Raw genomic sequence first — 13,334 nt, forward strand, 5'->3', positions numbered from 1 at the left:
GCTATGAAGAAAAATCTATTATTCGTTATGCCCAGCTTATCCGCCGGAGGAGGAGAGCGAAGTCTCATTAATCTGCTCTCCCAACTGGATTATCGGCAATATAATGTCGATTTGTATTTGCTCAGCCATGAGGGATTATTCATGGAGTTGATTCCTGAGGGAGTAACGCTTCTTCCCTTGCCGGAATCCTATCACCGTTTCTCGCTGCAGATGAAATCGTCGCTTGTTCAATTGCTTAGAAGGCGCAAGCTCAAGCAAGCGTTCAATCGCCTTATGTATACGGTGACCAACCAGACGATTGCGAATGTTGGCGTAAGAGAACAGACGAGCTGGAAATATCTTTCGCCCTCGCTAGGGAAGCTTTCGAAATCCTATCATGCCGCGATAGGTTTTCTCGAGAAGACGGCAATCTACTTTTGCGTGGACAAAGTGAATGCTCCCATTAAACTGGGCTGGATTCACAATGATTACGACAAGCTCGGGATGGATCCTACTTTCGACCGTTCTTATTTCGATAAACTGAATCATATTGTGACGGTTTCCGAAGAATGTGCGAATGTGCTGCGTGAGCGATTTCCGGAGCAGCGGGAGAAGGTTCACATTATTTATAATATCGTCTCTCCCCTGTTAATCAGAAGAATGGCAGAGCTTGACGCCAATGATTTGTATGGGCGCGACCAGAATGAATTCGTCATTCTATCCATCGGCAGGCTTCATGAGCAGAAAGGTTTTGAGCTTGCGATCCTGGCATGCAGAGCATTAATCGATAGAGGGTATAAGGTGCGGTGGCATGTCATCGGCGAAGGCGACGAGAGGGAACGATTAAGGGATATGATCGCCAAGAACAGACTCGAGCGGCATTTCAAATTGCTAGGCTTGAAATCCAATCCCTATCCTTATTTGCAGCAAGCCGACATCTATGTGCAAACCTCCAGGTTTGAAGGCAAGTCGATCGCTATCGATGAGGCAAAAATTTTGAACAAACCTATCGTCATTACGAACTTCAGTACGGCCAAGGATCAGATTGACCATGGTCTTGAAGGGTATATCGTAGATATGACAGCGGATGCGATCGCTTCGGCGATCGGGGAGTTGCTGGAAAGTCAGTCATTAAGAGAGCGGCTCAGTCGATATCTCTCGTCATTGGAGCTAGGCACGGAGACGGAAATCAATAAGCTCTATCAGCTATTGGATTAGGCGGTGTTAGGGTGAAGAAGCTATTATTTGTCATGAATCATCTGCATTGCGGAGGTGCGGAGAAGGCGTTGATCTCGCTGCTGCAAACGATTGATTATTCAAGCTTTGAGGTTGATCTCCTGCTGTTCAAGAAGGAGGGCATGTTCATGAATCAGCTTCCATCGCAGGTTCGATTGCTCGAATCGCCGTCCGATTACCTGATTTTCGATATGCCTATCCGCCAAGCCATTACGAGTTGCTTGAAGAGGGGGAAGCTGAAGCTTGCATGGGCAAGAATACGCGCAGGCTTGATCTTCAAATCCGAGAAAAACCCGGCTAGATGCGAGCAGCTCGTTTGGAAGCATCTTTCGAGGGCGATGCCGGCTCTTCCTGTAAGGTATGATGCCGCCATCGGTTATTTGGAGAAAAATCCGGTCTATTACTGCATTGAAAAAGTAAAGGCGGAAAAGAAGCTTGGTTTTATCCATACCGAATATTCAAAGCTGGGCATGGATCCGGCTCTGGATCAAAAGCATTTCGCGCAGCTTGATTATATAGTGACAGTATCAAAATCATGCGGGGATGTATTGAAGCGGTCGTTTCCAGCCTTTGAAAAAAAGATTGAAATTATGCATAATATTGTTTCTCCCTCGCTTGTTCTTCAATTATCGCAAAAAGGAAATCCCTATTCTCATCCTTATGCCGGATGCCGAATTGTATCAATGGGGCGTCTGCACAGCTTGAAGGGCTTCGATATGGCGATTGAAGCTTGCCGAATGATGATCGACAAGGGCATACCTGTACAATGGTACATCATTGGCGAGGGCGAGGAGCGGGAACGGTTGAAGCGCAGCATTGAACAGCACAAGCTGCAAGAGCATTTCCATCTGCTCGGCTTACAGGAGAATCCCTATCCCTTCATCAAGCATGCGGATATTTATGTGCAGCCTTCCCGTTTCGAGGGGAAATCGATTGCCGTCGATGAAGCGAAAATATTGGCAAAGCCAATCGTGGTCACCAACTTCTCTACGGCAAACGACGCCGTTGCTTCCATGGTCAACGGACTTATTGTGGATATGAATGCAGCAGCAATAGCGGCTGGAATTGAACGGTTATGGAATGATCCTGCTCTTCGCGACAGGTTGATTAAGCGATTGGAATTAGAAGAACCGGGAACGGAAGCGGAAATTTCTGCTTTGTATCGATTCATTTCATAGGCTTTGCATTTTTGATTGAAGAAAGGAGCAGTGCTTTGCATGTTAGTCCTCCCATTATGCATGGTGCTCATGATCGTTGTCGTTATTGCGTTATTCGATATTATCCCTATCGCGAAGGAATGGTTCGGGCGCATTCATATCGGCAGATACAGCAGCCGGGAACAATGGAGAGACGCGATTTCCCGTGTCGGCTTCAAATGGTTGAATGCTGCGCCAAAGCTGAAGATAACGGATAATACAAGATTGATCGCCCTGGATGTTGTGCGAGGGAAGTATTCGAAAAGCACGATACAGCAGTGGCAGGAAGCGGCCATTCTGCTTGGTTTGTCGGAGATGGCGAAAAACGGATTGAAACCCGCGATCAAGAAGCAAGTTGATATTTATTTGCATGCCAGACTGGATGAAGACGGAGGCTGGCGGGAGCCTCCCCGACATGTCGACATTGGTATATTGGCATATGGTCTAATGAAGCTGCCGGGAGGCGCCGATCGCAGATGCAAATTAGCGCTGGACCAGGTTTGGGAGCTTATACAAGCTCATATCGGTTCAGATGGAACTGTACAGTATCGGACGTTCATGCCGAATTACCGTTACGTTGATACGATTGGCTTTATCTGTCCTTTTCTAATCGCTTACGGGCTGCGTTATGACAAACAAGAATGCATAGAACTCGCCGTCAAGCAATTGGAGCATTATGATCGTTTCGGCATGCTGAACAAAAGCTATATTCCCAGCCACGCCTATCATATCGAGTCGGGGCTGCCGGCAGGGCTGTATGGGTGGGGCAGAGGTCTTGGATGGTTTGCGATAGGCTTGATTGACGCTTGGCTGGAGCTGCCGAATACGCATGCTTACAAACAAACGCTTGAGGGAATGGTCAGAAAGTTTGCCGTCTCTTCCCTATCCTTCCAGAACGAGAACGGAAGCTGGAGCTGGTCTGTGAATCGAAGCGAAGCCAGAGCCGATTCGTCTACGACCGCAGCCTTGGGATGGTTTCTCAAGCAAGCCTCAGCACTTCCGAGTCTCCAGGAGTCCTGCTCGGAAGGGGCAAGCAAAGCGCAGAGCTACTTGATGAAGGTGACCCGAAGGAATGGCGCCATAGATTTTTCGCAAGGCGATACGAAGGATATTGGCGTATATTCCATGTTGTTTTCCATAATGCCTTTCACGCAAGGATTTTCCATGCGAATGTCGCATGCAAATCTTCCTTTGGAGGAGTTGGCATGATGATCACGAAAATCTTTCGTTTTGCAGCAGCAAGAATAAGAAAGATTTTATTGCAGCAAATTTGGCTGGATGATTATATCAAAAAAGGAATGGTCGTAGGGAAAAATTGCTCCATTCAGGGAGGCGTCGTGTTCGACTATTCGCATTGCTGGCTGATTGCCATCGGCGACCGGGTAACCATCGCGCCGGAAGCGTATATTCTTGCTCATGACGCAAGCAGCAAAGCACTAATAGGTTATACAAAAATTGCGCGTGTAGTCATTGAAGATGATTGCTTTATCGGAGCAAGGGCGATTATCATGCCTGGTGTACGCGTAGGAAAAGGATCGATCGTTGCGGCCGGAAGCGTAGTCACGCAATCCGTTCCTCCCTATACGGTAGTCGGGGGAAATCCTGCGCGTGTAATCAGCACATTGGATGACTATGAGAAGAAGGTAAAGGCTTTATTTGAAATCAATCCCCGTTTTGACTCGACATACACAATCAGGGGAAATATTGATTATGATCAAAAAGAAACGATGCTGCAAAGCTTAAACGGAAATGTCGGATTTGTCAGATAGGAGAGCAAGATGAGAATAAAGAGCTCGTTGTTAAATATAGCAGCAGGAATTGGCAATCAATTGATTATTGCTGTGCTGAGTTTTATATCGAGGACGGTATTCATTCAAAGTCTCGGCATTGACTATTTGGGGATTAACGCTTTGTTCACAAGCATCCTTGCCATGCTCTCTTTGGCGGAAGCAGGTATTGGCTCCAGCATTGTTTACAATCTGTACAAGCCTGTCGCCGACAAGGATGAGCCTCGAATACTGGCGTGGATGAGGCTCTATCGAACGGCGTATCTCTATATTGCCGGAGTCATCATGCTTGTCGGTCTTGCGGTGCTTCCTTTCCTGACTCATTTTATTAAAGACACGAACGTTCAGCATCTTCATCTGATCTATTTGTTGTTTCTTCTGAATACAGCGGTTCCCTATTTGTTCGTATACAAGCAATCCTTCCTTAACGTGAACCAGAAAAATTACATCATCACCGTTGTCTACTCCGTCACCTTTATTGTTTCCTCAATCCTGAAAATAGCGATTCTTCATTATACGCAAAACTACCTTTTGTTCTTGTTGCTCGACAGTTCGTTGACAATAATGGCATCTCTGCTGTTAACCATAGTTGTCAATCGCAAATATCCGTTCTTGAAGAAAAAAGCGTCATACAAGCTGGAGCCGCATTTGAAGCGGAGTTTCGTGAAGAATATGAAGGCAATCATGCTCCAAAATGTTGGGAATTATTTCATCTTCGGCGTTGACAGCATTCTTATTTCTTCCTTTATCAGCATTGCCGCAGTAGGGCTGTATTCCAATTACAAAATGCTTATTGATCTCTGCAGGACCTTCGTTAATCAGGTGTTTACGAATTTATATCACAGCGTTGGGAATTTAATTGCCGAAGAGAGCAAAGAGAAGGTATACAGCATTTATAAGGTGACCACTTTGTTGAATTTTTGGCTGTACGCCTTCCTCTCCATCGAATTGTATATTCTGCTCGATCCCTTTATTCGCATATGGCTGGGCGAGCCGTTCTTAATGGGCAAAGCTGCCGTTATTCTACTCGTTCTGACCTTCTTTGAACGCGGCATGCGCAATACGATTACAACGGTCAAAACAACGTCGGGCATCTTCCATCAGGACCGCTACGTTCCAATCGCGCAAGCCGCCATAAATCTGGGAGTGTCTCTGCTGCTGGTTCATGCCATGGGCATTGCGGGCATCTTCGCAGGCACGCTCATTAGCTCTGTGGCGATGCCCTTCTGGACAACTCCGTTGCTTGTATACAAAAACGTATTTCATTTGCCGATTCGTCATTATTTCTTTCGATATTTGTATTTCCTGGGGCTTGGTGTCATTGCGTATCTGTTAAGCGCTGCGGCGATGCTCTATTTGCCATCCAATCATTTATCGGGCATTGTCATCCAAGGCAGTATCGCGGCTGTCGTTATCAACCTGGTGTTTGTATGCGCCTTTTGGAGAACGGCAGAATTTCGCTATCTGATGCGAATTGCGAACGGGCTGTTCGCGAAGTTGCCGACGCTCAAAAGAGTGGGCCGCAAATCGACTTCGGCCTGATCTCGCTTATGCATCGACGATGAGCCCATAGGGCTTGAATACGGCAATAACGCCAAGCTCCTTCCATGTTACACTGCCGTCCAATACGGTTGATCCATAGGTTAATGGCCAATCGGGTTCAGAGCCTCCGCTTATGCCGCCGGATATGGCTTCATAGACATGGCCGTTCGCCTGTATTTGCTGGTTCAGGGAATAGGAAGCGGAGGGAGCCCAGTCTAAGCCGTTCGCAATGCCGGATTGCACGCAGACCCAGCCAACATAATCTCCTGCCGCGGGAGCGGCGTTCTTGAATATATTCCCAGCAAACCAGGTGCCGGATTGCGGGGGGAGTATCCCTTCCTCGTCTGGATCATAGTCCAGATAAATGCCAGAGTCCCCTGCTGGAAAGATGATGCCATGGAGCGTATTTCTAATATTAGCGAAGCTTTGAACGGCGTTCTTGCTCGAGCTTTCATAATAAGGCACGGTAAGAGCTCCGGTCCCTGTATAGATTAGGCGCGACTCTTTCAGAAGCACATTTGTCGTGCGAGGGACAACCGTATAGGTTGCTTTCATTAAATATTGAAAACTTTCATTGTTAATTGTGATATCGCTGTTTATGACCTCGATTTTTCCCGTCCCCGTGTTCAACTCGCTTTGAATGAGATAACTGATGGAGTCGGCTTCAATCATGCAGTCTGTTAATAGGGTGATGGGAGATTCGCTTGGCGTATTGATATTGCCAATCTTGATAATCGTATCCTCGAGTTCGCAGCTATCGAATTTTGCAGTCCGCTGCTTGACTGAGGTAATAGTGTTGGCTAAAATGCAGTCTGCAAAAACGCAGTTCACAAACTCGGCGGCCTCGGCCTTCGTCTGTTGATTTCTTGTTTCAATCCGCAGATTCACATTCGACATATCGGTGGATTCTATCCTGTAAACGCGGAATTGAATTTCACGTTGTACGACGACGCCTTCAAATGTGCAATGCTCGAGTACATTTGCCGTAATGGAAGGGTTTCCGTCGAAGGCATCCGTCCAAACGAACCGATTTTCCTGGCAGCTTACCGTCCGATCATCCGGCAAGAAGAAATTTACGGAATTGATGAGCGTATTTCGCAAATACGACAGATGATAACCGGAACCGCTTGCGCCGGTGTTATTGGAATAGACAATAGTATTATTTTCAAAGAATACATGCGCGCCGGTCGTATAGGAAGTCATAAGTCCGAATGCCGTCTGACAGCGATAAAAGTAATTTTCTTTCACACTGGCGGCATGCAGTGCGTATAGATTCACGCCTATTCCGCTAAGGTTGTACATATGATTATTATGGATCTCCAAGGTCCAGCAGCCTGCCAATATTCCGTGAAACAGATTGTAGAACTGATTGTTGCGGACGATGTTATTATCTCCGTAGCTGTCCTCTTGATTAATGCCATAACGCGTAGGGTCGCTGAAAAAAGGCTTTCCGTCCAGCTTGCCCGTTCCGTCATGAATCATGTTATCCGCAATAATATTATAATTGCCTCCAAGCTGGATTCCGCCTCGATGAATATTGTATATCTCACAATTTTCGATGCGGTTATGATGGGGCGTCAATCCGTATTTCAACGTAATTTGCATATTTTTGGATGTAGAGGATTCATTGTAGAACAAGAGACGGAATTTCGCGGCATTAGCAATGATTCCAATAGGGATATATATTTTTTTATGATCGTAATAGCCAAGAAAATGGCCTGAGCTGTCGTAGTAGTAGACGCCAATCTCTTTCACATTCATTGCGGTTAGACGGGTATAGCCCGCGCCGGACAGCAAGAAACAATTATAATTCTTTTCAGGAAGATTTATGAATTGCGAAACGAGTGTTTGCTTGGTCGACGAGATTAAGGTTCCGCTTACCGTGTCAATGTCGTTAACGGTCAATCCAAGCGCGAACTCTGCGTAATCATAGTCGGAGCTGTTCACAACTGCAATTCCGTCGGCCATAAAGCTGCTGATTGTGCAGTTCTGCAGCGTGCAATAAGAGGAGCTTTTCGTTATTTTTACACCGTAGGTGTATTCAACGGCGGCTTCGGCGGCGTTATGAAAGCTGCGTTCGGCTTTATCACCGATCAGAATCAGGTTCTTGATATGGGAATTGAATGCCCCTCGCATTTCGATGCAAACCCCATTGGCGGCCTGCGTTGGAAAGTTATAATAATCTTCCGCATCGGGCCGGGTGTCGAAGGGAGATTTATTGTCCGAATCGTACATCACCTTCAAGATGGAATTATTGAAATCTATTGTAATATTGCTTTGCGAGATGATAATACTGTCAGGGTAGCATATGGAGTAGGAATCGCCTGGTAAGATGATTGAGCTGAAATTTCGGCTTGCCGCCCATCTTATCGCATCGTTCAAACCTTTCACGTTAGCGGCTGCCCGGATGTAATCCTCCTCCGTATACGGTTTTGAAGGCAAGGAAGCTTTAATGCCCCATTGTTCTATATCTACGAAATAAGCGTTTCCCGCACTGGCAACGCCTTCATCCGTCAAGTCGGTCCACTCCGCCTTGTCAGAATATTGATTGTTGATTGAGAACATGCTGATCCTCCCGACTGTCATTATACCTATTTCAACTAGTATATGAAGGTATACTCTATTCGGAAGTGCTATTGTCCATTTCCGGAAGGCTGCATCTGCTTTTATTTCGTAGATTCACATTGCGTCAAGAATTGGTGCGGCTTTGACCCGCATAAAAGGGAGAGGGATTTTCTGCGTGAGTTCGCAGCTTATGCCAAATATATTGCAAATTTCGCTTGCGACGCCATCCCTTTCTTCTGACTCCGCCGCAAGGAATGCTCCAATGCCCGATTCTCAGAATGGGAATCGGGATTCGGCAATCCATCCCAGGATGAAGAAGGTGCCTTTGGCTCCATGCTCGTCCATCATATCGAGCAGTCTGTGCGTAGGCGCCTCCATTCTTATGGAATGCCGCGTCCATTCAGAAAGCGAGTGATTAGGGTTGCAAAACCAGTCTTCCAAATCGACGGTAAAAAGCATCTAGTAGACACCTCCATTTGAAATCAAAGAACAAAATCGTTCTTAATAAGAAATGATATATCATCAATATCGTTCTTTGTATAGTATAAACAATCATACTCGGGAACTAATGGGAGAGTCTGATTTTGACAGCGAATTCGTTCTGTAAAATTGTTCGTTATTACAGACAATGTGGATGTTATATGATACAATGTTCTTTATAAAGAACTTTAATGTTCTCGTTAAAGGTATTGGAGGAGGCGAACTCATGGCAATTCTAGTTACTGGAGGAGCGGGCTACATTGGAAGCCATACATGCGTGGAGCTGATTCAGGCAGGTTATGATATCGTAGTCGTGGATAATTTGTGCAACAGCCACAAGGAGGCGATTCATCGGGTATCCGAGCTTACGAATCAATCGTTCACAACCTATCATATTGATTTGATGGATCGGGAGCTGCTCGAGCTTGTCTTCGCGAAGCATGATATTGAGGCCGTCATTCATTTTGCGGGATTGAAGGCGGTCGGAGAGTCGGTGGAGCGACCGATGAAGTATTATCGTCAGAATCTGTACAGCACGATCGTTCTCTGCGAGGTGATGGAGAAGTTCGGCGTCTATCAGCTCATCTTCAGCTCATCTGCGACGGTATACGGCATACCGAAGCAGATGCCGATCGACGAAGACGCTCCGCTCGGGGCGATTAATCCGTATGGACGCACGAAGCAAATGATCGAGCAGATGCTGCAGGATCTGGCCCATGCCAATCCGCATTGGCGCATTTCGCTGCTGCGCTATTTCAACCCGGTGGGAGCGCATGAGAGCGGACGCATCGGAGAGGATCCCGGGGGTGTGCCCAATAATCTACTTCCATTCATTGCGCAGGTTGCTATAGGAAGGCGGAAGGAAGTTGCCGTGTTCGGCAATGATTATGACACAATCGACGGCACCGGGGTCAGGGATTATATCCATGTCGTGGATTTGGCGTTAGGGCATCTGAAGGCGCTCAGCAAGCTGAGTGAATCGTCGAATTTGCAAGTTTACAACCTGGGAACCGGCCGAGGTTACAGCGTGCTGGAGATGATAGCCGCTTACGAGAAGGCTTCGGGAAGGAAGATTCCGTATCGCATTGCGAGCAGACGTCCTGGAGATATCGGCTTATGCTACGCGAATACCGCAAAAGCGAATGCGGAGCTGGGATGGCGAACCGAGAGAGGCATCGACGAGATGTGCCGGGATTCGTGGCGCTGGCAATCGATGAATCCGAACGGCTATAAGCAAGAGGAAGTTTTCGCAGAGCAAGTCTAACTTACATAGATCATCTCGGATGAGGTGAAAGGGATGTCACAGGTAGCCATTATTGTTCCGATCTATAATGCCGGGGAAAAGCTGCATACATGTATCGCTTCGATTCGAGGGCAGACCTTCGCGGATTGGACGCTCATTCTCGTCAATGACGGATCGACGGATCACAGCCTTGAAGTGGCACGTTCCTATGAGCTTCTGGATGCGCGCATACAGCTTGTCAGCCAGGATAATAAGGGCAGCATAGGCGCGAGGATGAGAGGACTGGCGCTTGCGTCATCTCCTTATGTCATGTTCGTGGATGCGGATGATTGGCTGGAGAGAAGCGCCGTTGAGACGCTGCTGCGGGCCGCCTTGAGCCGCAATGCAGATATTGCGGTCGGACGCTCCTATCGCGTGTGGAGCGATGCGGCCTTGCTCCGGAGCAGTCGCAAGAGTCATTATTTTAGAGAAGAGCGCCTCTATCATAATGATGAAGTCAGGAAGCAGCTTGTACCGGCTTTCCTGCACGGTCATCCTTTTCCCGCATCGCTGCACGGGAAGCTTTACAGGAAGGAACTGCTGGAGGGGAGCGGCTCGTTTTTGCAGCATATCGTCTTTTTCGGGGATGATCTGTATTTCAATTTGGAGCTGTTCCTGAAGGCCGGGAGGGTGATGGTCATTCCCGCTGCTCTGTATTATTATCGGGCTGGCGGCATGACCAGCCGCTATATGCCGAATCTGTTCCAGGATATGATTAACGGCTATCGCATCCAGAAGGAGGTTATCGGCCGCTATTATGAATCGGAGCGGGAGCTGCATGATGCTGGCATTGCCGTTATGCTGCTCAATACGCTCAGAACATGCTTGAAGAATATTCTGCTATCGGATCTCGGCAGAGCAGAGTTGCTTGAGCGAATATCGGCGTATTGCAGGCATGCCGAAGTGTTGGAAAGCGCGTATCATCCATCTGCGCTTCGCCATTGCTCTCCCCGATTCGTACAAGCGGTCCGTACAGGCGACGCAGCATATCTGTACAAATCCGGCAAATTCGGCGTTCGAATCGGCTTGCCAAGATCCATGTTGCTCGGAGCGATCGGGAAATTTCCCGGAGCGTGGTTAAATCGACAAATCTAATTCAAATACTTGCATGTGACCGGACATGAACCGACAGCAATTGTATAGCTTGACCCCTATAATAAGGATATCGGAAGATGATCCAAAATGGAGGATAAGAGGGATGGAGCGAATCGTATCGGACAACCTGAGGGAGCTTGATGCTGAATGGGTAACTATTATGGCGGATGTGCGTTCAAGAGGGCATTCCATCGAGGAAGTCGGCAGAGCGCTGCGTCTTCTTCGTGAAAAAAATGCGATGACTGATCTTAAAACGTTATCCTTCGAGAAGAGAAAGAAATAGCGAATTGAAACGTGAAACGGTATCCTTCATGCATTTAGTATGAAGGATACCGTTTTTTATTGGAGAAATATCGCACGACGGCAGCGTGCTATGCTCCGATTACGCCTTGCTTCTGAAGCAGCTGTCCGAACTTGCTGCCAGGATCGGCGGCAAGACGGCTAAATTCGCCTTGCTCGGCCACGCGGCCTTGATCAAGTACGATAACCTTATCCGCATTGCGAATGGTCGATAAGCGATGGGCCACTACAATAATCGTCATGTGTCCTTTCAATCGGTCAATCGCTTCCTGAATGTTGGTTTCATTCTCCGAGTCAAGGGAGCTCGTAGCCTCATCAAGCACCAGGATAGACGGCTTTCTAATGACCGCTCTTGCGAGCACAAGACGCTGCCGCTCGCCGCCGGAAAGCTTCACACCGCGATCTCCGATTACCGTGTCCAAGCCTTCAGGGAGCTTTCTGACGAAGTCGGAGGAAGAAGCGAATTCCAACGCCTCCCAGATCTGCTCGTCAGACGCATCGGGTCGGAGCATCTGGATATTCTCTCGAATGCTCGCGTGGAAGAGGAAGGGCTCCTGCGGCACATAGCTGATCGATTGTCGGTACGCGAACAGATTGGCTCTGGTTATCGGCACTCCGTCTACTTTGATTTGACCTTCATCCGGCTGCAGCAAGCCCATAACGAGATCGATGAGCGTGCTTTTGCCCGCGCCGGAAGCTCCTGCAATGGCAGTCATGCCGTTAGCTGGAATGCGAATATGAACCTGTTGCAGCGTATCGCGATTTGCATCCTTGTGATAGCGGAAGCTCAAGTTGCTGCATTCAATGCCGTGCTCAATGCGTATCGGCTCGCTTGCCGCCGATTCGACGGTAAGCTCCTCTGCAGCTTGCCGACTCGCATTCTGCAGCTCGAGGATGGCTTTGCATGCCGGAATGAAGGAAGCGAGCTGCTCCAGATTGGATTGAATACTCGTGAATCGCGGCCATAATCTCGCGAAGATGACTGTTATCGCAAGCAATTGAACGCCCTGTGTTTGGAACAGGGCGAAGCATGCCAGAATGAACCCCGAGATGAGAATGGCCGATGCCGATTTATAGAGGAGCTGCGAATTCATGCGAAGTCTGATATAAGAGAGCTGCTCTTGCATCATTTTGTCGGTTAATCGGTCCAGCCAGCGCAATCTCGATTGCTCAAGCGTATTGCTCTTGATATCCTTCATTCCGTTAATTTGATCGGTTATGCCGGCCATATAGTCCTTGGCGTGAAGGGAGGTTTGCTCGCCAAGCTTTTTGGATTTGCGAATGAATTTGCCCGAGAATATGGCGAGCAGAACGCCGCATAGAAGCACGAACAGCGTCAAGGCGGGAGAGAGACAGATGGCGATAGCAATCTGAATCATCGTGAAGATGACAGAAGCGAGCAATTGCAGGAACAGGCTCAGTGCGCCGATGACGCGGGCTTGCTCGGTGGACAACAAGTGAATGAGATCAGAGCTTCTTCTATTCAGGAAGAACATCCAGTTCGCATGCAAGAGATCATGGTAAGTATCGACTCGCAGCCTTTTTGAGAATTTCTGCTGAAAGGCTACATTATTGATCATTACTTTCCGGTTAATGAGATTCTGTACAATGGAAGTCGAGATATAGATGGAGAGAACCAGGGACAAGGCAACGATTGGCGAGAATTCATGGAGAAGAGAGGCAGTCCAGGAGAAGAATCCGCCTCCAAGCTCCAGGTTAATGATGCCAATCAATCCCAGAAGCGGCACCAACAAGAGCATGCTTACGCTCTCCAGAAAGCTGTTGGCTGCCATGGCGGCAATGTTCACGTAGAAGGAAATGCCCGAATAGGTCCGCATTTTTTTGACAAAATGGAAAATGTAATTCATCACG

Annotated in this window: 11 protein-coding genes; 8 read left to right on the forward strand and 3 right to left on the reverse strand. The window is 47.8% G+C overall.

The genetic code is table 11. From position 1 onward, the window contains the following. Positions 1 to 3 precede the first annotated feature (3 nt). From HFP08_RS21880 to HFP08_RS21900, 5 genes are read left to right on the forward strand one after another with little or no spacing between them, the layout of a single operon-like run. On the forward strand, positions 4 to 1,197 hold the full coding sequence (locus tag HFP08_RS21880) for a glycosyltransferase (protein ID WP_168122750.1): 1,194 nt from the start codon (positions 4 to 6) through the stop codon (positions 1,195 to 1,197). A gap of 11 nt (positions 1,198 to 1,208) precedes the next feature. Next, positions 1,209 to 2,393 carry a glycosyltransferase gene (locus tag HFP08_RS21885; RefSeq protein WP_346768754.1) on the forward strand — a complete coding sequence of 395 codons (1,185 nt, stop codon included), beginning with the start codon at positions 1,209 to 1,211 and terminating at the stop codon, positions 2,391 to 2,393. Between the two features lie 39 nt (positions 2,394 to 2,432). Then, on the forward strand, positions 2,433 to 3,620 hold the full coding sequence (locus HFP08_RS21890) for a glycoside hydrolase family 88 protein (protein WP_168122751.1): 1,188 nt from the start codon (positions 2,433 to 2,435) through the stop codon (positions 3,618 to 3,620). Beyond that, positions 3,617 to 4,180, forward strand: a complete 564-nt coding sequence (locus HFP08_RS29775) for an acyltransferase (protein ID WP_168122752.1) — start codon at positions 3,617 to 3,619, stop codon at positions 4,178 to 4,180. The genes HFP08_RS21890 and HFP08_RS29775 overlap by 4 nt, the downstream gene beginning before the upstream one ends. Before the next feature lie 9 nt (positions 4,181 to 4,189). Then, the gene (locus HFP08_RS21900; protein ID WP_168122753.1) at positions 4,190 to 5,740 is read left to right on the forward strand and encodes a lipopolysaccharide biosynthesis protein; all 1,551 of its coding nucleotides are present in this window, start codon (positions 4,190 to 4,192) and stop codon (positions 5,738 to 5,740) included. A gap of 6 nt (positions 5,741 to 5,746) precedes the next feature. Here the strand turns inward: HFP08_RS21900 and HFP08_RS21905 are convergent, their stop codons facing one another. Both HFP08_RS21905 and HFP08_RS21910 read right to left on the reverse strand, forming a co-directional pair. Next, entirely contained in the window at positions 5,747 to 8,305 is a 2,559-nt protein-coding gene (locus HFP08_RS21905) for a right-handed parallel beta-helix repeat-containing protein (protein WP_168122754.1), read from the reverse strand. A gap of 273 nt (positions 8,306 to 8,578) precedes the next feature. Then, on the reverse strand, positions 8,579 to 8,764 hold the full coding sequence (locus HFP08_RS21910; RefSeq protein ID WP_168122755.1) for a hypothetical protein: 186 nt from the start codon (positions 8,762 to 8,764) through the stop codon (positions 8,579 to 8,581). Positions 8,765 to 9,011: 247 nt separating this feature from the next. Between HFP08_RS21910 and galE the strand changes: the two genes are divergently transcribed. From galE to HFP08_RS21925, 3 genes are all read left to right on the forward strand, one after another. Continuing rightward, complete coding sequence (galE, locus tag HFP08_RS21915) at positions 9,012 to 10,049, forward strand: UDP-glucose 4-epimerase GalE (protein WP_168122756.1); 1,038 nt, start codon at positions 9,012 to 9,014, stop codon at positions 10,047 to 10,049. A 33-nt stretch (positions 10,050 to 10,082) separates the two neighbouring features. Beyond that, positions 10,083 to 11,162 carry a glycosyltransferase family 2 protein gene (locus HFP08_RS21920; RefSeq protein ID WP_168122757.1) on the forward strand — a complete coding sequence of 360 codons (1,080 nt, stop codon included), beginning with the start codon at positions 10,083 to 10,085 and terminating at the stop codon, positions 11,160 to 11,162. Between the two features lie 103 nt (positions 11,163 to 11,265). Beyond that, on the forward strand, positions 11,266 to 11,445 hold the full coding sequence (locus HFP08_RS21925) for a hypothetical protein (RefSeq protein ID WP_168122758.1): 180 nt from the start codon (positions 11,266 to 11,268) through the stop codon (positions 11,443 to 11,445). A gap of 88 nt (positions 11,446 to 11,533) precedes the next feature. Here the strand turns inward: HFP08_RS21925 and HFP08_RS21930 are convergent, their stop codons facing one another. Further along, positions 11,534 to 13,330: an ABC transporter ATP-binding protein gene (locus HFP08_RS21930; protein WP_168122759.1), complete on the reverse strand. Its 1,797-nt coding sequence runs from the start codon at positions 13,328 to 13,330 to the stop codon at positions 11,534 to 11,536. Positions 13,331 to 13,334 lie beyond the last annotated feature (4 nt).

The sequence above is a fragment of the Paenibacillus sp. HB172176 genome (genome assembly GCF_011947265.1).
In the GTDB taxonomy this organism is placed as follows: domain Bacteria; phylum Bacillota; class Bacilli; order Paenibacillales; family Paenibacillaceae; genus Pristimantibacillus.